At 39.9% G+C, this 25,652-nt stretch carries 17 protein-coding genes; 1 reads left to right on the forward strand and 16 read right to left on the reverse strand.

The genetic code is table 11. The features are described 5' to 3' along the window. Positions 1 to 521: 521 nt before the first annotated feature. The 8 genes from I2I33_RS06450 to I2I33_RS06485 all read right to left on the reverse strand — a co-directional run bounded on the left by I2I33_RS06450 (position 522) and on the right by I2I33_RS06485 (position 12,343). The gene (locus I2I33_RS06450) at positions 522 to 1,658 is read right to left on the reverse strand and encodes a metallophosphoesterase (RefSeq protein WP_195666772.1); all 1,137 of its coding nucleotides are present in this window, start codon (positions 1,656 to 1,658) and stop codon (positions 522 to 524) included. A gap of 98 nt (positions 1,659 to 1,756) precedes the next feature. Further along, a complete protein-coding gene (locus I2I33_RS06455; protein ID WP_162613868.1) occupies positions 1,757 to 3,124 on the reverse strand; it encodes a DUF4302 domain-containing protein in 1,368 nt (455 codons plus the stop codon). A gap of 5 nt (positions 3,125 to 3,129) precedes the next feature. Next, the gene (locus I2I33_RS06460) at positions 3,130 to 3,990 is read right to left on the reverse strand and encodes a putative zinc-binding metallopeptidase (protein ID WP_087422476.1); all 861 of its coding nucleotides are present in this window, start codon (positions 3,988 to 3,990) and stop codon (positions 3,130 to 3,132) included. Between the two features lie 26 nt (positions 3,991 to 4,016). Continuing rightward, entirely contained in the window at positions 4,017 to 5,576 is a 1,560-nt protein-coding gene (locus tag I2I33_RS06465) for a RagB/SusD family nutrient uptake outer membrane protein (RefSeq protein ID WP_087422477.1), read from the reverse strand. Between the two features lie 33 nt (positions 5,577 to 5,609). Next, entirely contained in the window at positions 5,610 to 9,215 is a 3,606-nt protein-coding gene (locus tag I2I33_RS06470; protein WP_087422478.1) for a SusC/RagA family TonB-linked outer membrane protein, read from the reverse strand. Between the two features lie 147 nt (positions 9,216 to 9,362). Continuing rightward, positions 9,363 to 10,547, reverse strand: a complete 1,185-nt coding sequence (locus tag I2I33_RS06475) for a FecR family protein (RefSeq protein ID WP_158572089.1) — start codon at positions 10,545 to 10,547, stop codon at positions 9,363 to 9,365. Between the two features lie 129 nt (positions 10,548 to 10,676). Then, positions 10,677 to 11,255 (reverse strand): RNA polymerase sigma factor, encoded by a 579-nt coding sequence (locus I2I33_RS06480; protein WP_087422480.1) that lies wholly within the window; start codon positions 11,253 to 11,255, stop codon positions 10,677 to 10,679. A 155-nt stretch (positions 11,256 to 11,410) separates the two neighbouring features. Beyond that, positions 11,411 to 12,343, reverse strand: a complete 933-nt coding sequence (locus I2I33_RS06485) for a calcium/sodium antiporter (RefSeq protein ID WP_087422481.1) — start codon at positions 12,341 to 12,343, stop codon at positions 11,411 to 11,413. A 142-nt stretch (positions 12,344 to 12,485) separates the two neighbouring features. On the opposite strand from I2I33_RS06485, the gene I2I33_RS06490 reads away from it, so the two are divergent. Continuing rightward, on the forward strand, positions 12,486 to 13,748 hold the full coding sequence (locus I2I33_RS06490; RefSeq protein ID WP_087422482.1) for an Nramp family divalent metal transporter: 1,263 nt from the start codon (positions 12,486 to 12,488) through the stop codon (positions 13,746 to 13,748). 181 nt (positions 13,749 to 13,929) lie between these two features. Here I2I33_RS06490 and I2I33_RS06495 read toward each other — a convergent pair whose 3' ends face one another. The 8 genes from I2I33_RS06495 to rocD form a co-directional block, all read right to left on the reverse strand. After that, positions 13,930 to 15,060: a TlpA disulfide reductase family protein gene (locus I2I33_RS06495; protein ID WP_162613869.1), complete on the reverse strand. Its 1,131-nt coding sequence runs from the start codon at positions 15,058 to 15,060 to the stop codon at positions 13,930 to 13,932. A 154-nt stretch (positions 15,061 to 15,214) separates the two neighbouring features. Next, the gene (locus tag I2I33_RS06500; protein WP_195666773.1) at positions 15,215 to 16,786 is read right to left on the reverse strand and encodes a PKD-like family lipoprotein; all 1,572 of its coding nucleotides are present in this window, start codon (positions 16,784 to 16,786) and stop codon (positions 15,215 to 15,217) included. 37 nt (positions 16,787 to 16,823) lie between these two features. After that, the gene (locus I2I33_RS06505) at positions 16,824 to 17,555 is read right to left on the reverse strand and encodes a DUF4843 domain-containing protein (protein WP_087422485.1); all 732 of its coding nucleotides are present in this window, start codon (positions 17,553 to 17,555) and stop codon (positions 16,824 to 16,826) included. Positions 17,556 to 17,560: 5 nt separating this feature from the next. Then, complete coding sequence (locus I2I33_RS06510) at positions 17,561 to 18,979, reverse strand: RagB/SusD family nutrient uptake outer membrane protein (RefSeq protein WP_087422486.1); 1,419 nt, start codon at positions 18,977 to 18,979, stop codon at positions 17,561 to 17,563. Positions 18,980 to 18,991: 12 nt separating this feature from the next. Then, complete coding sequence (locus tag I2I33_RS06515) at positions 18,992 to 22,282, reverse strand: SusC/RagA family TonB-linked outer membrane protein (protein WP_229128217.1); 3,291 nt, start codon at positions 22,280 to 22,282, stop codon at positions 18,992 to 18,994. A 142-nt stretch (positions 22,283 to 22,424) separates the two neighbouring features. Then, positions 22,425 to 23,573, reverse strand: coding sequence for a FecR family protein (locus I2I33_RS06520; protein WP_087422488.1), 1,149 nt, complete (start codon positions 23,571 to 23,573; stop codon positions 22,425 to 22,427). Between the two features lie 131 nt (positions 23,574 to 23,704). Beyond that, complete coding sequence (locus I2I33_RS06525) at positions 23,705 to 24,262, reverse strand: RNA polymerase sigma factor (protein ID WP_087422489.1); 558 nt, start codon at positions 24,260 to 24,262, stop codon at positions 23,705 to 23,707. Positions 24,263 to 24,420: 158 nt separating this feature from the next. Continuing rightward, positions 24,421 to 25,632: an ornithine--oxo-acid transaminase gene (rocD, locus tag I2I33_RS06530; protein WP_087422517.1), complete on the reverse strand. Its 1,212-nt coding sequence runs from the start codon at positions 25,630 to 25,632 to the stop codon at positions 24,421 to 24,423. Positions 25,633 to 25,652: the final 20 nt, after the last annotated feature.

The following is a 25,652-nucleotide window of genomic DNA, read 5'->3' on the forward strand; positions in this document are numbered from 1 at the left end:
TTCTTTTCCATTACTGTTTTTCTTTTCTGCAAAGGTACAAACTTATATCCGTATACACAGCTTTTTTACTATGCGCCTAATTCATACTTTTGCATTTACAGTTAAACAAAGAGGAGAAGTAGTTAATACATTTAACAGGCCTTAATGCCTAAAATTCTAACTGGCTAAATTCTCCGAAAGTTAGAGTTGCAGTCTGATTCAGCCTGTAGTCCTGAAAGACTAGTCCAAAAATTAGTGCACTGCAACTCTTCTTTTTCAAAGATACACGATTTTTCGTGTTATTGAATAGTGCAAAAGTAAATGTTTAAAAAGTCATATCCAGTATCTACAGACTACCCATTCCAACTCCCCCTGTGTAAGGGGGAGTTAGTGGGGGGTAGTTGTTTAAATTGGAGCTGGTGACTCTTCCCGAAGACAGGGAGTATTTCAACTCTCCCTCTGTTTATAGAGGGAGTACCCCGAAGGGGGGAGGGAGTTTGAAAAATGACTTTTGACACAGCCTCATTATTGAAATAAAACAGCTAGAATTTACGAGGCTTACCCTTATCGTATATAACATACAGGGTATTTCCCTGCATCAAGATTCCCCGGCCTTTACCTGCCTCCCGGTTCTTTTGATTATTCACGTTCACGGCCACGACTTTCCCCTCAAAGAAGGGAGTCACGTCATCAAATATCGTGTGTCCCACGAATATACGGTCTACACCGTATTGTTCCAAAATACGCTCCACATCCTCCGGTGTGGAAGGACGATATTTCTCCTCATCTTTCACCATCCCCCGGAACCAAAAAGGTCCCCGATCGCAATAGATGGAATCAGACAAGGCAGACAACTCCTGCCGTTCTTTCTTCGGCAAGAAAATAGATCTCGCCATCTCTTCGTTTACTTCTGTTACGGCATTTCCCATTCCGGTAAACTCCTTGCTCAGTCCGGCATGGACGAACAAATTCTTTCCTACGACCTGAATCAGATTACGAGAACGCAACCAACGCCCCAACTCGCTCTTCTCATGCCACAAGTCGGCATATTCCATCCCAAGTGATATTGCTAAATCCTTATACTTGCTCCGGGTATATTTTAAGTTACCCCGCAACACCATTTCCTCGTGATTCCCTAACATAAAAGTCATCACCCCTCCTGCATCCTTCGCCTCCTGTTCCAACTTGTACATCAACCAGAAAATGGGCAACACGTCCTTTCCCCGGTCAAAGACATCACCGATAACAATCACCTGATTCTTACCGAACTTCCATTTATAATTCTTTCCGATCACACCATTGTTGCGCAACACGGAAACGAAACTCTCCAAGTCCCCGTGAGGATCAGAAATAATCAATGTTTTCTCCCGCTGCCCGGACTTCCAAAGTGGACGCTCCACGGGATGTAGTTTCACCTGAAAACGATGGCCACCTTTCTGCGAAACCACGTTTAGTTTAAAACCTTCCGGAACCTCATCGTAAACACGATCTTGTAATACTCCGTGTTCATCAACATGAATCACCCTCATTCGTCCGGTTTCATCGTACAACACATAGGGGCCATCCACAGACGCCACTTTTGTCGTTGTATCTTTATTTTGTTTTAAATCTCGTGCCAAACACACGTCCCACACTGTACCCAACAACAGGCACAACACCCATATCTTTAATGTTTTCATCTTAATTCTTTTTATAAGCGAAATACAGCCGAGACCCACCGAAATCCCGGCTGTCAAAAAAACAACTAATCCTTCATAGGACGACACACAGCTCTATTTTAATCAGCTTCCAGTTTCATCCAAACTTCCGGATTCTGAATACTCCTAATCCAGAAGATCTCTTCCGAATCCCGAATCACCGTGAAACCTTTACTATCAAAGAAAGCATTATATATTGCTCCCACACGAGCATTCTCACCAGCATCATATAACGCTTTATCTGTGAAACCGGAAGAAGTAGAATGACTCTTCTTGCTATTATCAAACCGTACTTGATTCACCGTATTATTCAACAAGGTAAAGGCTCCAAAGTCATAATTATGGCTTTTGGATTTTCCGTCACCACTATTGATAGCCGTCACCCGGAACGACCCCTCGTAACCGTCTTTACGATCCATCTCCAACGTAAATTTCTCAAAATTCGGTAACTCAGCCTGCAAAGCTTCCCATTCAACCTTCAAGGAGGCACTCATGTCCGTAATGATATACTCGTCATGGCTTTTCAACATATCCACAGAGGCTATGTATTTGTTAGGTACAAAGGTCGGCACTTCTGCCGGAGTCAAATTCAAAGGGGAAAGATCCATAATAAAGAAACGAATTGCCTGATCCGCATCATTGGATACGAATTCCCGATTAGTCACCCCGTTACTCAGATCCACGGTCAAACCGGAAAATTTCACCCCGGCCACTTCCACTTCGTTCTCAAACAAGCATCCTTCATTCGTGATTATATACGGAGTCTCCACGGACACCGTGTTTCCCTCTTCATCTTTGTAAGCCATTGTACACAAATGGAATATATCGTTCAATTCTACACGTCCGCCAATAGCTAATTCCCCGTTCACCGTCATGCCTAACCCACTATTTCCCAACACAAAGTAGCCAGCCATCTCTGCTAATTTTTTCACGGTAGTCCAATCCGCAGCGGTAGCCTTCTCCAACTTTACCTCCACACGGGTTTTCTTACCAATTAATTCAATAACATCCTCCTTTACCTCCTTCACGATAAATTCGAAATCACCTTCCAATCCGTAACCTTTATCACCGTCGTGAGCCGGTGCCCCGTAATTGGGATTAGACAACTGGTGAATCGGACTATCAGAATCAAAAGTCAACACCAACCCCTCGGAGAGATTCAAATTATAAGAATAATCTCCTTTTATCGGTTCGAAATCACTGATCATCTCCACCCGGTTCTTCTCACTAAATCGAAACACAAAAGTAAAACCACCATACACACCCTTTTGGGGATAATAAACAAGTTTCCACCCGTCGGTCGCTCCTCGCAGAGTTGTCTGGCACTCCTTCTGGAAAGCCTCTATCCGCTCGCTCGGTAATTCTGAAAACACGTATTCGTCATCATCAGAACAAGCCGTTACCAACATCATGCTTGCAGCAATGAATAAATATATAAGATTTTTCATACTCATCAAGGATTAACAGTTACACCATTAACAACATCATACAAGGCTTGTTCACATTCAGCCTGCAATGCGTACAAATCAACATTCCAAGTGTCCCGGTAATAAATCACAACCATCTCCACCTTCTGTTTCAATTTATCTTTCGCCTCCTGCGAGGTCGGGTAATCCAACATTTTCTCCCAGTCCTCCGCACTATTAGAAAGCATGAAGCCAACAATCTCTGCAAAATCCTCACCCGGTTCACTCATCGCATAACCGGAAAGAAATCCTTGATCATAAGCATCTTGATCTTTGATCTTATCCCATCCCTCCACGTAATTCGGAGTGATATTCTCGAACTCCTTCGGATACTCTACCGTTTGTGCCGCAATATGAGCAAACTCATGGTGAATTGTCTTCATATAGCGTTTCAGGCGTGTCGCATTTGTCCTGTCATACTGGTCAACCTCGAAAATGACAATCTTACGTCCCCCCTCAGCCGTACCCTTAGTTACCGTCCCACTACTCGTGTAACGAGAAGAACCGATGAACAGCAACTGTTTAGGGGACAAACTTTTGAAGAAGGATTCCCCTCCGATTTCAACATATGGTTTACACCAAATATTCAGTAACACATCCGCCAATCCTTTCGCATTGTCTTCCTTTGGTGGAGTCAGGTTGTACTCCATACTCGTTTCAACATCACGCCACTTGTAAATCACCTCTATATTATAGGGTTCCACAAAATTTTTCTGCATCCAAAGATCCAGCTCCGTCAACTCTTCAGTAGTGGTATCAAAGATGGAAGGTCCCAGATCATCGTCCGAACATGCCGTCACGCAGAACAGCAATGCCAACAGTAATAAGTTAAATATATACTTTTTCATAATCTACTGTATTTACAATTATTATACTAACGAGGATTCGCCTCCACTCCAAAAGCCTGTGCCTCTGACGGGATCTGTACGGCACGCCGAAGATCATCTTTTGTAAGCGTAATCGACGGATCACCCGAAACGGTAAACGTATGTACAACCGGTAAATGGAAACGCTTGATGTCAAACCAACGTAATCCCTCCTGCATAAACTCTTTTCGCCGCCAATCAACCACACATTTCAACATAGACATCTGGTCCTCTGAAATCGTACTTGCATAGAACGGTTCAAAATCAGGGAATTCCTCTTTTCCATCATAAAATGCCTTTATCTTCGCCAAATTCACTTTATACGGTGTAAAATCCGCATGAGGATCATCTTTATCCACACGTACCCGTTCAGCAAGATATAAATTAATGTCCTCTAAAGCCAAATCAAACTGATTCTTCATCACGTAAGCTTCTGCCCGGTTTAAGAGAGCCTCTTCACTAGACAATAAGGTTGAAACCGTATATCCCTGCCCGGAACTGGAACCAATAGAACTACGGATAAATAACTCGTCAAATTTATACATCCGCGCACAACCGGCTGAATTAGTCGAGATCACGAAGAACGTAGCATATGTTCCGGTTACCGGGCTACCCGTAACGTTCTTTTCCGTAAACAAAGAGGCATGCTCATCCTTTTTCATACTATAACACAAGCTGAATGACTGCCCGTCCCTTGCCCACCAACTCTTAGCCGAGATCATCAGGAAAGGAGACGGTTGAGTTACTTTAAAATATTTAGCCGCATAAGCGTCCTTATCTCCCCATTGCCCGTTAGCTTGATCCGGATTTCTCAAATCACGTAATTTACTCTTCGGATTACTTCCCAAAGCTGCCGTCGAGTGTACAATCACACTGTCCCATTCGCCCTTGTACTGATAGAAACGAGCGGCAAAAGCATGAGCCGCAGCCTTTGCGAAATGATATTTTGGAACCTCGTACGTCTGATCTTGTAATAACGGTAGTCCCGTTTGCAAATCTTCTTCAATCTGGTCATATACCTGCTTCAAGTTATCACGTTTGTAATACACGATAGCTTGTGTTTCCGGTTTTACACAATAAGGAATTCCCAACATTTGCTCTGCCTTATCCGGATCATAATGTTCCGCAAAAAGATTCACCAGGATAAAGTGACAAAACGCACGACAAACCAACGCTTCCCCTTTAATTGCCGCATACTCTTTCGTATCGCCCTCTTCTTCCACTGCTTCCAATGCCAGATTGGCCGCAGCTATCGCCTCGTAATAATTTGTCCACACGTAAACCGGGTAATCCGTTCCCGTACCGGTTCCGTCCATCCACTGATACATTTGCTTGTTCAAGGTCGCCCGGCTATGCGTTCCACTGACCAAACGTTCCGCAACATTATCACTCATCACCTCACACATGTGGTAATAGTGAGCCTTCGGATAAGCCGATACCAGCAACTCCTTGATCGCTTCCGGGCTATCCAATTCGGTACGGTTATCCGGAACAACATCCAGAAACGAGTTACACGCTGTCACCAAAAGTGCAAACATCCCGACCGTTAATATTTTATATGCTTTCATTTTCTCTGTTTTAATGATTTAATATTCTTCACGTCAAAATCCTACTCTCAAAGAGAATGTCACTTGTCGCGGAACAGGCAATGCCACTCCTCCGGAACGGAAGAACTCCGGATCCTGTCCGTGTAATTTCTTATCTCTATACAATAATGCCACGTTGGACATGATGCACTTTAATGACATGGAACCAAGCCCGATGCTCTGTACCCACTTGTCATCAAATTTATAGGTCAAACTAATGTCTTTCAAGCGAATGAAAGAACCATCAGCAATTCGTTCCGTGGAATAATTATAAGCATTATAAACTTCCTTATACTCGCTCTTTGTCCGGGAATTCTGACGTGCAGAAAGGATTACAGGTACCGAAGTACGATTCTCGTCTCCGGGCATCATCCAACGATCCAAAAAATCTTTCGGCATGGCTGTCAAATCATTATACTCGTTTTTAAAATAATTATGTAGCCGAACTTTATTTCCAAATTGATAATTCAAGAATACGGCCAAAGTCAAATTCTTATATTTGAACGTGTTCTCAAATCCACCCGTAATTCTCGGATCAACGGGGCCTTCATACTTCAGAAAATCAAGCTTGTTCGTTTCCTGAAAATTAATATCCCCGACGCTAATATTACCATCCGGATCCATGACCGTGGGAATTCCTTCATTTGTCAATCCCATAAAAGGAACCGAAAATATAGCTCTTACCGCATATCCCTGCCTGGGCGCCCCCTCTGCTTTTACCAAATCCATCACGCGAGGACGGGATTCCAAATTCGTGATTCTGTTTTTATTATAGGAAAATGTCCAATTCGTAACCCAACTAAAAGAAGAGTATACTAGATTCTTCGTGTTTAACGTGAATTCTACACCATGAGATTTCATATCGGCATAATTCGCTTTCTTGGACTGTTGTCCCCCGATACCGGAAACCCGCACACTACCAATCAGATCAAATCCTTTTCGCCAGTACACATCGGCACTCAAGCTAATTCGGTTATCGAAAATACCCAGATCAACACCCACATTCGTTTCATATTGTTTCTCCCAAGTCAATTCACTATTTTCCAAAGCACTGATATAAATACTATTTTCCTTCTCCTGTTGCGTGGGGCGTTTCGTTACCTCATTGTACAACACGGCCCGGGAATTACTTGAAGGTCCCATACTGGCCGTCAAACCATATGTGGCACGCAAAGTCAAACGGGAAATCTTCTCCAATGATTCCATAAATGCCTCATTCGACACGTGCCAAGCCCCACTAATATTCCAAGTCGGTAACCAACGAGCGGAACGGGATTTTCCCAAACGATTGGAACCATCGTAACGCCCGGTTGCATTAAACACGTAAGTACCATTATAACTATATCCCGCCGTGGCAAAGAAAGCTACGAAACGATCAAACTCCTCTTCCATCGAGTAATAAGACAAACCTGACTCTATCTGCTGTTTCAATAAATCAGGATCTAGGAAAGCAACTCCACCGCGATCCCACTGATAACCAAATCCCTGATTACTGGCATACGTCCGGTTCGTGTAACGTAGCTCCTCTCCTCCCAACACGTTCAAAGTATGTTTTCCGCCATCAAAAGAGGCATTATAATTCACGATCATCCGTTGATAATAGTTCAACATGGAATTCTCGTTCCGATTATAAAGTCCCCCTTTCGGCATCACCACCTTGGCAGGGTAGCCTGGCATATCCGGGTCCTCGTATAACAACTTGTTTCCATCCCGAATCGTGGCATCCCCGGCAGCACGATAAGCCTCCGCCGCATTGGATGTATCATAAATCCGGTGTTCCCGTGTCGTCTTCACGTAACGAACAGCCCCCAACATCTTCACGTCCAACCCGGTCAATGGACGAAACTCCAATTCCATCTGGAACTTCGTATCCAACATATCAATTTTCAACTTATTATTCTCCAACTCGTGTAATATACTGAATGGAGCGTAATTCATCGTGTAGAACTCGTAATTACCATCATCATCATAAGCACGTAACGCCCTACTCGTGTTCAGAGCATAACTAAACGGGTTAATGTCAAAAGAACGCTCCACTTCACCACTCACGGCATTCGTGTTCCGGCTATTGGTTCCCGGAGCATCCTGCATACGTAACGAACCATTGGTCAATAAATTCACGGTCAACCATTTCTTTATATCAAAAGAAGCATTCATGTTCGCCGTGTAGCGTTCCACCTTGTCGGCAATTGACCATCCCCCGTCATTAAAATAACTCAAGGAGGCATAGAAACGAGATTTATCTGTTCCTGATGACAAACTCAAAGAATGTACTTGCTGTAAAGAATTACGGAAAAGAATGTCAAACCAATCCGTATTTGCCATCTCGTACTTCTGCAAGAAAGCATTCTTGGCCTGTTGGGTATTCTCCAAACCAAATTTCCCGGTAGTCTCATCATACGTGGAAATCAAATCAGCCATTTTCTTGTAAACACCACCGTTTTTCTTACGAGAAACATCCGCATAATTCAGCCACCCTTTCGCCTCCATCTCTTTATACACCATCATCTGTTCCTGTGAATTCATCAGGTTATATTGATCATAACTCGGTTTCATGCGCACCGTAAACTCTCCACTGTAATTTACCTTCATCGTCCCCTTCTTCCCCTTTTTCGTGGTAATCACTACCACTCCGTTCATTGCTCGTGCCCCGTACAATGCTGTTGCGGAAGCATCTTTTAGAATCTGGAAACTCTCGATGTCATCGGCATTCAGGCCGGCAATTGCAGAACTGATTAAAGTTTCCGAATCTCCCGATGATAAATCATCGGCAGAAACCTCTACCACGTCTTCCAGAACCAACCCATCAACAACCCACAACGGTTTCTGGTTCCCGTTAATGGAAGAAGCTCCCCGCACTCTCATCTTAGGAGAAGCTCCGAAAGTTCCGGATACATTTTGTATCTGTACCCCGGCCGCTTTTCCCTGCAACATACGACTTACATCTATTGCTCCCTCAACCATCGCATCTTCCGCTTTAATTACTGCTGCGGCACCGGTAAATAACTTCCGGTCAATTCGCTGGTATCCGGTCACCACAACTTCTTCTATATTCTTCAACTCTTCTTTCAAAACGACCTTTTTCAAGGATACCGTGTCGGATGCTGCAATCAAACGAGACACATAACCGACAAATGACACCTCCAACATCACTTTCCTATCCGGTACATTTAACGAGAATTTCCCGTCCGGCCCTGTTACCGTACCTATCAACACGCCGTTCCCCTCGTTTCCTTTCACCTTGACCGTAGCCCCAGGCATCGGATCTCCCTGTTCATCCACCACCAAACCTTTCACGTCTATCCCCTTCTTCGATTGATCGTTTAATCCATAGAGAATGATCGTACGATCTTTAATCCGGTAAGCAACATTCGAGCCTTTCAGACAAGCCTTTAAAACAGCCTCAATATCAGCCTGCCGCATGTGTAAAGTAATATCTTTCAAACTCATCACCATTGCATCGTGAAAGAAGAAAGTGAATTCTGTCTGTTTTTTCACTTGTTCCATGAATTCGGCGAAATTGGCTTTCTCCAAATCAATATCCAAACGCACCTCTTGAGCGTGGACCATCCCAAATGAATGGCAAACCGTCAGCATGAGAAAAAGCATCGTAGCTTTCATAATCCTACAAATTTTTTTTAATGACCCCAACCTAGGAGGGTCATATTCTCCATTTTTTTTCATACATTTGTGTCGTTTAAGTTATTATTGCTGATAAACTTACTCTTAGAGCGACCCGTGTTCCAGCACGAGTAGCTCTTTTTATTATTAATATACTACTATTGTCTTACCTTTCACTTGAAAGCGCGCAATCTGCGTCATCTCGATAACTTCCAATATTTCGGAAAAATCCTCATACTTCTGCACCTCTCCGGTAAACGTGAAATCCTTCAATTCCGATCGGGAAAAAACAATATCCACATCATACCACCGGGCTAAACGTCGTAACATATCTTCCAAACGCACTTTACTGAACACCAAACGCCCTTCTCTCCAAGCCGAGTACATCTCCGTGTCCACCTCCCACTTTGTCAACTCTTTGCCCACCAAGCAAGCTTGTTCACCCGGTTTTAAACGTATTTCAGAACCTGTTTCACGAACTTCCATGCCGATCGAACCCCGTACCAGAGTGGCCGTCGTTTTCTCTTCGTCCTCATAGGCAGAAACATCAAAAGATGTTCCAAACACCTTGACATCAGCGTGTTTCGTTTCTACAACAAACTCAGACTCTTTATCCTTAGCCACGTCAAAAAACGCTTCCCCTTCCAAATATACCCTTCTTTCCTTACCGACAAACGTCACCGGGTAACGTAAACGACTCGCTGCATCCAGCCAAACACGAGTCCCATCACTCAACACTAGCGAAAACTCACCACCCCGCGGAACCGAAATGATGTTAAACTGCGGAATTTCTTTATCTTTTGCTTTATCAACCCGGTATTCGATTACCCCGGAATCCTGTTTAATCTCGATTCCATTTTCTTGCTTTATACGTTGTGTCGTTCCCGCAGTCAGCATAATCTCCTCTCCCGATGCAAGCTGGAGCATAGCCCGTGGTTTGCCGGCAGGTAAAACAACAACCTCTTTCACGTCTTCCATACTTTCACCGGAATCTCCCCTATGAATATGTAGCATGAAAGCAATAGCCAAAGGTAGAATAACGGCCGCCACTCCTGTCGCCCATGTTATAAAGCGACGCTTTTTCCTCATCTGCTCCATTTTCCTCTTCTTCCTCAACAGGTCTTCCAATGCCTCATATAAATCAATCCGTCCATAAGCCTTTATTTTTTCCGATTTTTTAGCCTCTTTCACTAAATCCTCAAACAAATACTTATGATCCGGTTTCTCATCCAGCCATCGTTCCAATTGCTCTTTTTCCTCATCCGCCAATTCTCCCAGAATATACCGGAAAATAATTTCTGACACTCGAAAAGTTTCATTTGCTCTATTCATAAACATTTTTATTCATGTTTCTATAAATAAAACACCCTTTGAAATAAAACGGGGGGGATGAAAAAGAGAAAAAATAAATAAAATTTTCTCTTTTTATTTTTTATAACTTATGATTCAATGAAATTGTATCTAGAAAAATAATTGCACGAACATACTTAATCCTAATGTCTGCAAACGAGTTGTCAATCGTTTTTTACTCTCTTTTTTATATTCTTTCGCCGTTTCAAGAGAAATTCCCATTTTCTCCGCAACTTCAGAAATTTTGTATCCTTCCAACGAAAGAGTCATCACACTCCGGCATTGCTTGGGGAGTTCCTCGACCATCTCCATCACACGGGAATAAACATCTTCTTCCAACACTCGGTCCCAAAACAAATCCACATCATCGAACTCCTGCATCACGAAAGCCTCGTAACGCCCTTTTACCCGCTCATGCCGTAAATAGTTCGTACACCTATTCTTAACCGAACTATAAAGATAAACTTTTAATGCTGTAACATTCTCGAATTCTTTTTTTAGTCCCAACATGGAAATAAAGAACTCTTGTACTACATCCTTCGCCTCCTCCTCATTATTAATATATTTACTAGCAAAAAGCACCATCGGAACGTAGAATTGCTTGTACAATAGAGTATAAGCCAAATCACTATCTTTGGCTAAATGTTCCAATAATATTTGTTGCTCATTCTGCATGAAACTTCCCCCCATAATTGTGTTACTCCTTAAAATACACCACTACCAAGCACTCAAGTAACGCAACCAAATTTAAGGAAAATAACCCATTCCTACCAAGAAATAAACATTCTTTTTATTCCCTCACACTTTTTTTCTCTCCTCTAAAGGTTTCATATACCAACAAACAATTAATAAACAAGCAAATAGACGGTATAAGCGATATAAATAACGAACAGCACGACACCTTCCCCCCGCCCGATCTTGAATCCCGTTCGCATGAAAGGCAACAGAAGTAAAGAAGTTCCGAGCATCACCAGCATATCCGTCCAGTTAATCTGGTTGGTCTCCACGGGTGCAATCGTCGCCGTTAATCCTAAAACAGCCAAAAGATTGAATATATTCGAACCGATCACGTTACCGATGGCAATATCCGTACGTTTTTTCAAGGCAGCCACCACGGAAGTTGCCAGTTCCGGCATACTTGTCCCTGCTGCCACGATCGTCAAACCGATCACCGCCTCGCTCCATCCCAAGGCTTTCGCGATAATCACGGCATTATCGACGAGCAAGCCCGATCCCCATACCAACAAAGCAAGTCCCGCAATCGCCAACACGACATCCAGCATCCAGCTCTTCGTGGGTTTGATTTCCTCGTCCCCTTCAACCACCTCTCCCCGCTTGGCCTTGTACACGCAGTAAATCATATAGGCACATATCCCGGCAAAAAACAATATCCCGGCCCATCTTCCGAAACTCCCGTTATGAAATATCCCCACGAACAATAACGTGGCCGCCAGCATCACGGGTGCATCCAACCGAATCAACCGGGGATTCACCCTCAACGGGTAAATCATTGCTGAAATTCCAAGAATAGCACAAACATTGAATATATTAGATCCCATCACGTTTCCCACGGCAATTCCCGGATTACCTTCTAATGCCGACTGCACGCTAACCAGTAACTCCGGTGCGCTTGTCCCGAATGCCACCACGGTCAAACCGACAACTAAAGGAGATATTCCAAAACGCACGGCCAGCGATGAACTACCTTTCACCAGAAAATCTGCCCCGAAATAAAGTACCACCAAAGAGGCCACGACAAGAAGTACAGGAATCAACATGAAAATCAAAAGTTAAAAGTTAATACTAAAAGTTCACGGTCACGAGAACAAATATTCATCGTTATTCGTACTTTTGAAGTTTCAAAAATAATAATAAAATTACACGATCGGCTTTTAACCTTTAGCTTTTAACTCGAACAACATGTTAAAACAATTCAAAGAACTACTGAACACGGCAAAACATAACCCGAAACTCGGGGGACTGGAAATATTTAAATATATAGGTCCCGGCCTACTTGTCACCGTGGGCTTTATCGATCCGGGAAACTGGGCCTCCAACCTGGCCGCCGGTGCCGAATTCGGTTATTCTCTATTATGGATGGTCACCCTGTCCACGATCATGCTGATCGTGTTGCAACACAACGTGGCCCACTTGGGAATTGCCTCCGGCTTATGCCTTTCGGAAGCCGCCAGCGAATACTTGAAACCCCGTTATGCCAAAGGTATTCTTTACTCTGCCATGCTCGCCTCCATCTCCACCTCTCTAGCCGAAATACTAGGTGGGGCCATTGCCTTGCAAATGTTATTCAACATCCCGATCCGGGCAGGATCAATACTCGTATTGATTTTCGTGGTTATCATGTTGTTCACGAATACCTACCGGGTGATCGAGAAATGGATCATTGCTTTTGTTTCCATCATCGGCTTATCGTTCATCTACGAACTCTCCCTCGTGGAGATCGACTGGAATACAGCCTTGCCCGCGTGGGTTACCCCCGCTTTTCCCGAAGGCTCCATGGTCGTTATCATGAGCGTACTCGGGGCCGTGGTCATGCCCCACAATCTATTCCTTCACTCGGAAGTCATCCAAAGCCGTCAATGGAATATACAAGACGATAAAATCATCAAAAAACAATTACGCTACGAATATGCCGACACGATCCTCTCCATGGTGATCGGTTGGGCCATCAACAGCGCCATGATCCTACTGGCTGCTGCCGCATTTTTCGGAACCGGAACTCCCGTCACGGAACTGGAACAAGCCAATTCCCTGCTGGCACCATTGCTTGGGAATAATGCCTCCGTGATCTTTGCCGTGGCTCTCCTGTTTGCCGGAATTTCTTCTACTATTACCTCAGGTATGGCTGCCGGCTCCATTTTCGCTGGAATATACAAGGAGCCTTACGACATCAAGGACAGTCATTCCCGCATCGGTGTGCTAACTTCCCTCATCCTCGCTTTTGCCCTGATCATGGTAGTATCGAATCCTTTCCAAGGGTTGATTTACTCGCAAATGGCTCTAAGCGTACAGTTACCGATCACCATTTTCACGCAAGTTTACCTCACTTCCTCGTCCAAGGTCATGGGAAAATACAAAAATTCTACCTACACGAAATGGCTCCTGTACGTGATCGGGGGAATTGTTACCCTACTGAACGTCATGCTACTTATCAGTTTTTTATAGCCCAAATAAAGTAGAAATCAAACCCAGTCAAAGACTTATCCGACACGTACAAGTGTAAAAAAAAGAGATAAAGACGACTCCACTCGGCTTTAAGTCGTCTTTATCTCGGCTATATCTCGTCTGTATCGTCCTTTCACGGGACTTTCACGAGATATTCACGATTAAATTCGGGTTAATTCGTTTACTTCACAAATTGATCCGGCACGTCTATCAAATCCTGCCCCCTCAACTCCTTGGCCAGAATCTTCCCGTCCGGCCCAATTAACACAATATATGGAACTCCTTTAACGCAATATAAACGAGAAGCTGGATTTCCTCGTTCCAAAATCATATGATCCCAGAAACACCCATCTTCTCGAATAATTTTTTTCCACCGATCTTCATGAAAATCAGAAGAAACTCCTAATATTTTAAAATTCTTTCCTTCAAAATATCTCAACGCTTTTTTTAGTACAGCAGTTTCCTTGCGACACCAATGACAATATGAATGCCAAAAGTCTACCAACACATAATTACCTCGGAAATCGCTCAAACGAATTGGATTTCCCAAAGTATCTTTCCCAATAATTTCAGGAGCTTCATGGCCTATAGAACAATTCTCATAAGTCATTAATTGCTCCTCCATCCAAGATATATAACGGTTATTTTTCGCCTTTTCTCCAAAAGCTCCGATATATGCCCTTTCTTTATCAATCTCATTCATTGTCGGAAAATTTTTAAACTGAAATATTTTAGAATAATAGAGATACGCTCCAAAAGGATTATTTCTATTTTTTTCCAAATATCGATCTACCAAAGCTCTTTCAATATCCCTTTCTCCCACATAATAAGGCATTGCTTCTTGTTTTATTCTTTCCATTTCAACCTTATCTCCAGCTTCCCGTGCTTGAAAAAAACGGCGATCCAGAGAATCCCGAATATGCCTATTAGTTGCAACATATAATTCATCTGCAAATTCACGATACAATTTATTCAAACGTGAGCCTTTCACATTCCATGTTATCTCTTTCTCAGTCACACTCTCTATTGTTAACATCACATTTTCTTCATCTAAAAAGAAATAACCTCCATGTTCAAAATTATCACTCATAAAATATAATTCAGGAGTCACATTATTCAAGACAAACATGAAGTTACCTTTGCTTACTTCAGTAGAATCAATGACTCGATATATCTCTCGATATTCATTCACAACTTCAAACAAATAAATTTTATTTACATGGAAATTACCTAAATTACCTTCTATTTTTTGTTGGCTATAAACATTAAAAAATAAGATACAAAAAATAAAAACAATAATACTTTTTTTCATAACGAATAAATTAATTCTACTCATCTAATAATGTAAAAGAGAAGTATCAAAATTTTCACTTTTCAATAATTTCTAGTTCTCCAATGTTCCCAATAAACCAAGAACCAAAGAACATTTAAAGGAAAATTTTGATACTTCCACTATGCCTCTCTTATTAGTTCAACTTTTCTACGGTATAAAGAACCTCATCACAGAATCCTGTCTTTTCATACATTTTTTCAGCAGAGAGACCACCCACATTATTCAAACGATAAACAGCAATCCCTCCCGATTTACCAGCCAAACTACGATCTTTAACTGCCACTGTGAGTTGAACATATGTATCTTCCACTCCCATAGGATCCTTTATCTCGGTACAATCCATCCCTGTTATCGTGTAATTTTCGGCATTTCCATCAATTAATACACCTTCCGAAAGTGTTCCGACATTAAACGCATATATTTTATTATTACTCAAGAAAAAGAATATATTGGGTTGTCCCAAAACATAATCCTTCCAAGGAGAAGAATTTGCAAAAAATAGTTTCGTTCCTGCTATAAAATCCGATGCTTCATATAAATGGGGATATTCATTTTTAGAAAGGACTTTTTTGTATTCAGCTACAAATGTTGTTGCCCATGATGAATTAAAGCCTGTCTTACTTTTTACCAATACATATTCTCCTGTTTTGGTATTTTTCATTAATTCCCACATAAAATTTGTTCGTGAACTTTGATTTCCCATAATAACCAACTCTATACCATCTCCCATATCATTAGGATCATAGCTAGAAAAATCATAATCTGCTCCCGTAATAAAACTAAAATACCCTGCTCCACCTTTATTCACCATAAAACGATTATGCAAATTATCATAAAACATAAGTCCTACCGAATTACCAATTGAAGAAGCTGCATAATAGTCTTTCGGATCCGTAAGAAATACAAGTTCTGGATTCCAATCTGCCTTGGCTTTATCTCCATTTATCCTATTATACACTTTACCATTTACAATCAAGTAATCACCTTCTGCATTTGCAATGTAACCCGTAATAACTAAATCTCCAACCATCTCTTCTCCCAAGATAAACTTCTCCTTCATATAATTTTGTCTTGTAAAGATCACAGGATCAAGATAAACTCCCCCTGTTTCATCATCGCAGGTTACAATTACAGATTTATGTCCAAGAGGATTATACGTGTATGAATCAGTCAAAATTATGCGTCTAGACTTTTTCCCTAATCGAACTCCATCATTCGCATAGGAATATATATTCTCATACAAAGTTTTGCCATCTTTTTTTAACATGGCTAAATCATTTTCTCCATCCACCTGGCATAACATCAATGTTCCACCAGAATACTTACCTACTGTAACAAAAGAAGATTTATTCATCGCAAAAACTCCCGTCTGCTGATCTATAACCTTGAACACCAAAGTCGTTGTAACACCCGGTAGGACATCACCAATTATAACATCCAAATCCTTTTCATACGATAATGTATCAGCGACCACCTGTTCTTTATTATACTTATACCATACATAAGAAAGCTGAGACTGCTCCCCGAATTTCGTAATCACGGTAGGCTTTATTTCAAGTTTAGTTCCTATTTCTATTTCCTTATAAGCTTCAATATCCTCAATCGTAATCGAATCAATCTCATTACCCCCAAATTTCGATTTATCATCAATACATGATAATTGAAGTAATAAAAACAGAATCAATATATATTTCAAATTTTTCATAACTATCTCTACATTTTAAAATCATACATTAAAAATACTAGGGAACCATCCATCCCTGCATGATATTTCCATTCTCATCCTTGATCTCATTCTCTGTAATAATCTTATACAACTTTCTCGCATAAGGAGTATAATAATCCATCTCGTAATAAATTCCATACACCCCTCCATTATCACCGTAATTACCATCCCAAAAATCATGTCCGGTTAATTCAATAATCATCGTATGTTTCTTTCTTGAATAATCACCAAATAAATTTTTGAATGCAGTCATATCCCCATAATAACCAGTTCCTTCAGGCATTTTTACCATATCTGCAATGACCAAACGTATCTCAGCCCGATCTTGATAAGCAATCCCCAAATCAGAAGTTCCCAAGAGACGCAATGTCAATGACACAGGCTTTTCCGTGATTCCCTTATCTCCTCTCAGCAAATTAACTGGCATTTTATATATAAATTCTCCTGCTGGAAATTCATAATAATCTGGCAATTTTTCATAATGAACTCCCTCTATTGCATCTGTCTTTTCCTTTACAACCTCAACCTTGAATCTAGTTGGAGATTGTAACACATCACCAAGTAATTTAACATCTACGGTCGTAGTTAATATTTTATCCGCAGTTAATAACGATATAAACAAACTATCCCGTTTTTCTGTTACAATCGGATAATATATATCATGCATATTCAAATCGTAGACTAATCTTTCATTCTTATTACAAGAACAAAACACGGCTAAAACAAAAAGTATAACTATTCTTTTCATCTTTATTAATTTTTTATATTACCAAAGTCTATTTCCGATGTCGGTATCGGTAAATTATAAACCACTTTCAAATCCTCAATTCCAATTTTATCTTCTGCTCCAACAGTATCGAACAACTTACGTTTATAGTAAAAGAATAACTGACCTTCTCCCAAGAACTCTCTTCTATACTCTTGATAAATGTAACTCTCTATGTCTTGAGTCTGTTCGATACTTGATAATCCCCTATGATTTCTTAACTTATTCAAATAGCCATATGCATCCTCTCCGTCAGCACACTCTGCCGCAATTAAATAAAGTTCTGATAATTTAAACATCGGTATATAAGTCATACCGTTATATTTTGTCAGAACATACTCATTCCCACTTGACGTCAAGGTCAACCAAGAGGATCTGAAATCATTTTCCAATCCACTCGCATTAAAAATATTCTGCTTACCTTTTACAGACATCAACAAAACATCAGAAAGCGAAGTTTCCACAAAATAACTCTCACTCAAATCTTTCAATTTCTGAACGTCTAAAGTAAATATCAACTCCGACTGGAACATTGGATTCGTGGCAGTTGCAGCACTAGTCGCCAACGTGTAAGAAGTCGGATTTTCCCCGTCCACTTCCCCGATAATTTCTTTCGCTTGACTCAAAGCAGCTTCTTTTTCATTTCCATAAAGATAAACTCGAGCTAAAAGAGCTGTAACAGCATAATAATTCATCCGTTGATTTCTTTTATACATCGGAGATGAGGAATCAAATTCATTAAAAATTTCCCGATCCTCCATCAACTCCTTAGCTGTAAGCAAATCCTTTATGATTTTTGTCAATACCTCTTTCACCGTTAATTGAGGCTGAGCAATATTCGTATATACTTCAATATAAGGGATTGCTGGAGAATTCAAGCCATTCTGATTATCCATCATCGGGGATGGTGCGAAAAGACGAAGAACATTAAAATGAAGTAAAGCACGAAGAGCTAAAAATTCACCTTTGTAAATACAATGAATATCCTCAGAAGTAAATACATCCCGATTTTCATCTATAAATAACAAAGCTTGATTTATATTGGCTATTGCAGAGAAATGACTCGACCAAAGAGATAGTATTCTAGCTTCTTCCCCACTTTCTGTATACTTATATTCGGCTGCATTTTTTAAACTATGCTCATAGCCTGTTGAAGTATTACTACGAGGGCTAGTATAATACTGTGCCAAAACATCCAAATAAGCATAAGACAAATTTCTCCCGTAAAGATTACTCGTTGACATTAAAGCATAGACACCAATCAATGCATCCCGAAATCCAGATTCTGTAGAAAACAAATCTTCTGCTTTCATATCCGTCTTAGGAGAAACATTCAACCAATCATTACACGAAGTCAGTGCAAAAATCAGCGAAAAAATAATAGATTTATTTATCAATTTTTTCATACAACTATTAAATTAAAAAGTTACTTGAGCTGATAACGAGAACGTTCTGGCATACGGATAAGAAGTTCCTCTCTCCATTTTCACTGTAGACGATTTAAAGATATCGTTACCAATAGCCGACACCTTCAAACGCTGAATACCTACTTTTCGAAGCTGATCACTACTGAAATCATAACTAAGGGACAAAGATTGAAGCTGTATATAATTCTCCTTTTCAACAAAACGTGAAGTTGGATTAGTCACAGACACATCACTAACCTTTTTGAATTTAGCAATATCTCCTGGTGCATTCCAGCGGTCATATAAAATTCGTTTATCCCCGTTTTCATTCGGATTCACATTCTCGATTTTATCCACCAATGTTGAATTGTATAAATAACCACCATACTTATAATACATATGTGCATTCAATTCCCATTTTTTATAAACGAACATCGTTCCTATCGTCCCGTAAACCTTAGGGTCTGTAGAACCCAAAGGCTTATAATTAGCCGTACTCCATTCATTCACTTTATTTCCATCCAAATCAAGAAAAATTTCATCTCCCGTAGCAGGATCAATTCCAAGAGACTCGTTCACCCAAATTGTATTTTGAGACAATCCCTCTTTATACCTAATCATTGGTTTATTTTTTACTTCTGCATCTTGAGTATCATTAAAAGCCGTTAAAGCCCTATTAATCTTCATCACTTTATTTTTATTATGTGCCAAATTGAAGATTAAATCCCAAATAATATTTTTATCCATATTTCTAATAACCGTTCCTTTCAACGTCAACTCAACACCACTATTTTTTACCTGCCCTAAATTCTCTTTATAAGAGGAAAAACCTAATGATGGGGCAACAGTAACATCTATAAGGACATCTTTAGAAAGATCACTATACACGTTAAATGAGCCTTTTAGCCGCCTGTCAAGCAATTCAAAATCCAATCCTATATTTCGTTTCTCTACTTTTTGCCATTTCAAATTTTTATTTCCATATGCTTTTAACAAGACTCCCATATACCCATTATACGAAATCCCCCTTATTCTGCCATCATTATAAGAGTACATCGTCATTGACTGATAAGGATTAAAATTTTGTCCCCCAGTTGTACCGATCGATCCCCTTACTTTTAATAAATCAACATATGCAATATTTTGCATAAATTTCTCGTTATGCAAATTATAACCGATTCCCAAAGACCAAAACGTACTCCATCGATTATTGGCCCCATACAAAGATGACCCATCACTTCTTAAAGAAAAATCAAGTAAAAATCGATTATCATACGTGTAACCAAAGTTTGCAACAAAACCTATCAAACGAGATACATCATAACTTCCTCCCGGTCTGCCCCCTTCCGCAAAACCTGCTCCCATTGAAATATGATCCATACTTTCATTCGGGAACCCCACAGCAGACAGACTTGTAGCATCCGTATCACTCTCTCGTAAATTATAAATCAATCCTGCATTCAACAAGTGTTTCTTCCAATTTTTAAAATAAGTCAAAACTACATTAATATCATAGCTAAAACTGTTTGACCAAGATTGCGAGTAACTTCCCTTCTGCTCTTTACCAATAAAACCGGTATTTTCATTCGACACGTAAACATCTGATTTACTATTATCAACACTTAGTGATAAATTCGCCTTCAACTTCAGTCCTTGAACAATATCATACTCGACTGAAAAATTATTCATAAAATAGTTCCCTGTCGATTGATTTTTTGCTGGTAATGTAGCATTATACAACTCGTTATACATCGGTTTTGTCTTTATTCCATCATCATAATACTGATAAGAATAAAGAATCTTTTTTATATTTCCTTCTTCATCATAAGGGTTATAATAAGGGTTATAATAAGTATATGAACTAAAACTACCATATGGAGAATTCACAGATTTCAGATGACTAAAAGACATATAGTTCATAAACTTTAAACTCTTTAAATTATATTGAAGGCGAACACCCCCACCATAGTTATCACGTTTAGAACCTTTCATTACACCGACAGTATTTGAGTAAGAAAGATCCAATGCATAACGAAATGTTTCATTCCCACCTTCTGCAATAACAGAATGCTTATGTCCTATCCCAAAATCTCTAACAGGTATTGCCAACCAATCAACATCATTACCTTCCTTGACCAATTTCAAAATTTGATTATAAGAAGCCAAATTATTATCCGCATATTCGGGACTACTATTTTCTGTTTTATACAGCCCCGAACGAACCTCATACTCCAATTTTTCTTCAGCATTCATCAAATTATAATCAGAAAGATCTGCTACCTCAAAATTAGCACTTCCATTATACGAAAGTTGTAATTTTCCCGCTTTAGGTAATTCTGTCTCGATAACAACAACTCCGTTTGCGGCACGAGAACCATAAATTGCAGTAGCGGCAGCATCTTTTAGAATAGTAATAAAACGAACACGAGTCGGATCTAAATCAAATACTTTCTGAGCAGACACCTCAAAACCATCCATGATAAATGTTGGCATATTAGGATTACCATCAAAAGTCGATTTCAAACTACTAGAACCACGAATCTCGAAACTAGGAATTGTATTTGGATCACTTCCCATTTCATTATTTACAACTTTCACAAAAGAAGGATCCAACATAGACAATGTATTTAAAATACTTCCTGTTGACACTTTGCGAAGTTCACTTCCAGAAAAAGTCGTTGACACACCCGTGTAACTCTCTTTTTTTCGAGTAAAATAACCATTTACTACCACCTCATCAATCTTTTCAACCTCTTCTTTCAACACCACATGAATAGAATCTTGTCCTGTATATTTAATTTCCACCGGAAGCATTCCAACACACGAATACACAATGACTAAATCTTTTTTCTCGAAAAAAGAAAGTGAATAATTTCCATCAATATCTGTTGCTACACCCAGATTTTCACCTTTTAATACTACAGTTACTCCCGGTAATGGGGTTCCGCTCTGATCTTTTACACACCCCCTCACAGTCTTTTGGCGAACATCCTCTTTCTTTTCCTCTTTTTCTCGAATTAGAACCACATCATTAAAAAATTCATACTCTAAATTCACCTTCCACAACACCAAATCCAAAACTTGTTTTAAAGGTTTGTTTTCCACTTTTACCGAGACATTCCCTGCTTTTTGAATAACTTCTGAATTGTACATGAAACGAAGTACAGATTGTTTTTTTACCGTTTCAATAAAATGCTCTACCGATACATCTGATAAATCCAATGTAACTAAATTTTGTTGAGCGTAAACGTCTGCAGACACGTTTAAACTGAAAAGAAAAAATAACACGACACAACATTTCATAGTTACTGAACTTTCCCCACACCTTTTTAATAGGTTGGAAAACCTAACTAATCGTTTTTTTTTCATAACTTTGTAAATCATATTTATTAATAAATATCAGAGAAACAGACTTCGAACCTGAGAATTTTGTCGTCTGTTTCTTTTATTTAAACAACAGAATCGTATTTCCTTTTATTTCATATTTCATTTCATTTAATCGTTCAAGTAGATGTAAAAATGTATTAATACTATCATATCGCTCAAGATCTCCTGTAAATTTCAAACTTCTTAATTCATCATTTTGGAAAATAACTTCAACATTATACCATCGTTCAAACATATTCATGATTGTTTCTAACGTTTTATTCTTAAAAACAAACAAACCACTTTTCCAGCCAATATATTCTTCAACATTAACTTCTCGTTTTTCCACCTCTCCAGAAGCATGAACCACAATTTGTTCTCCCGGTGACAAGATTATTTTTTGATTATTTTTTGATTGAAAACTTACTTTTCCCGAAACCAAGGTCGTGTAATCCACTTCCTCCGGATAAGCACGAATACCAAAAGCAGTTCCCAATACGATTATATCACCCGCATCAGTAGAAACAATAAAAGGTCGTGCATTTTTTTTAACCTCAAAATAAGCCTCTCCTGATAATATAACTTTCCGTTCCACACCATTAAAAACGATCGGATATTTCAATCGAGAATCAGCATTCAACCAAACTTTCGTTCCATCATCCAATAGAACTTGGCACTCTCCCCCCCGGGGAACCTCTAATTCGTTGAATAACTCTTCTGCAAAAGGCTCCTCAGATGAATACGAAAGTTGTCCCTTATCATATTTAACAACCCCACCTTTATCCGTTACAATTTCTAAAGGCTGTTCCCCCATCGTAACGACCCTACCATCTGCTAATTTTAACACGGCAGATTTGCTCCCAGGAAGAATAATCCGTTCTTGAAAAGCAAGAGGGGTACATTGATTATTTGTAGACTGAAAATTTGAATAAACAAATAATAAAACGAAAATAATAACAGCCGCAACAGAAGTGCTCCATGCAATCCATTTTCGGACAATCGACCGTCTATGATATCTTATCAATTTTTCAAAAGCGGGTTTATACTCATATCCATCGAACTCTCTAAACTTCATTTCAATAAACCTGTCATCCGATAACTGTTCATAAACCTCATCCAAATAATCATTTTGAAAAATGTCATCCAATTCTTCTTTTTCCCTATCGGAAAGGGAATTCGAAAAAGATTTTCGAAACAATTCTATCACTCTATATAAATCTAATCTCATCACCTATTGCTTTATATCACCCTAGTACTTTCTACGATTTCAGCAAAAAAAGCTAAAATCAATAATGAATTATTTAATTGTATAATACATGAAAATACAAAGAGTATGACAAAAACGATAAAAAATTTCGATCAAATTAAAAACAACAGGACTGAATCTTTCAACTTTTCTCGTAAATACTTGAAGCTCCTACTTTTCTGTGTTTTCACTGTATGAATCGTGATCCCTAACTTTTCTGCAATTTCAGGCCCGGACAACCCCAAAACACTTAATTCCATTATTTCCCTGGCACCATCCGGTAATTCCTTGATATAACAATACAACTGTCTCAATAACTCATCTCTCACGGTAATAGCAAAAATCTCATCAGAAAATTCCACCTCTGCCTCCAATACGATTTTTTGTTCTATACCCTTACGGATTTGAACATTACGCTTATAAATCAACGCATTGTTATAACAAGAACGATATAAATAAGAAGTCAGTTCCTTCATATCCCCAAACCGCTTGGAAGATTTCCAGACAGCCACCAAAACATCCTGTACAATGTCCTGAGCCTGATCCCGATCCCGCAAGATATTGTTCACGTAAGAACACAACACGGCATAATACCTTGCATAAAGCTCTTCCCACGCCCGCATATCTTTTTTATTAACGCCTTCCAATAATGAATCGAAATCTATTGACATATAAGAGGGATATTTAATAAAACAAATATACGCGGAAAAATAAACTTTTCACAATTTAAAGAAATAATATACGCTATTGTTGGACTATATAAAAAAGCATCTTTCCAAAATCAAACTCGTGATCATGAAAAGATGCCTAATAATAAATTCAAATCCGACTACTCGAACTCTTTTAATGTTTTCTCGATAATACCTATCGCTTCTATTAATTGCTCTTCATTGATAACCAAAGGCGGGGCGAAACGAATAATATGCTCGTGAGTCGGTTTAGCTAACAAACCGTTATCACGCAATTTCAAACATACATCCCAAGCCGTTTTACCATTCTTCGGGGTAATTACCACCGCATTCAGCAAACCTTTACCGCGGACAAGTTCCACCATATCGGATTTAATCGCTTTCATTCTCTCCCGGAAAATCTTACCCAGTCTTTCGGCATTCTCTTCCAGTTTCTCATCCTTGATTACCTGTAAAGCAGCCATAGACACTTTAGCCGCGATAGGATTTCCCCCGTAAGTCGAACCATGTTCTCCCGGCTTAATGGTCAACATGATCTCGTCATCTGCCAACACGCAGGAAACAGGCATCAATCCTCCGGAAATGGCTTTGCCTAGGATCAAAACGTCCGGACGTACCCCCTCGTGATCACACGCCAACATTCTACCCGTGCGGGCAATACCAGTCTGCACTTCGTCAGCCATAAACAACACGTTATGAGCCTTACACAAATCATACGCTTTTTTCAAATATCCTTCATGCGGTACATAAACACCAGCCTCGCCTTGAATCGGTTCTAACAGGAATCCGGCCACGTTCGGATCTTTCAACGCCTCTTCTAAAGCAGGAATATCATCATACGGTATTCTCACGAATCCGGGAGTAAAAGGTCCGAATCCGGCATAAGAAGAAGGATCGTTAGAAAGCGTAACTATCGTGATCGTACGACCGTGAAAATTATTATCGCAAACAATAATCTTAGCTTGATCGGTAGGGATACCCTTCACGTCATATCCCCAACGACGACATAATTTCAAAGCAGTCTCGTCAGCCTCGGCACCACTATTCATCGGCAGCACCTTATCGTACCCGAAATATTTGGTAATATATTCTTCCCATTCACCCAGTACGTTATTATAGAAAGCCCGAGAGGTCAAAGCCAACTTTTTGGCTTGCTCCGTCATAGCCTCTACAATCTTCGGGTGGCAGTGTCCCTGATTCACGGCAGAATAAGCCGACAGAAAATCGAAATAACGCTTTCCGTTAACATCCCACACGTAAATACCTTCTCCTTTTTCTAACACCACGGGAAGTGGATGGTAATTGTGAGCACCGTATTGGGCCTCGCGGTCCATGTACTCTTGTTCGGTCATTTTTTTCATGATATAATTTT

It is taken from the genome of Butyricimonas sp. BSD2780061689_150309_C8 (assembly GCF_015560935.1).
Taxonomy (GTDB): domain Bacteria; phylum Bacteroidota; class Bacteroidia; order Bacteroidales; family Marinifilaceae; genus Butyricimonas; species Butyricimonas paravirosa.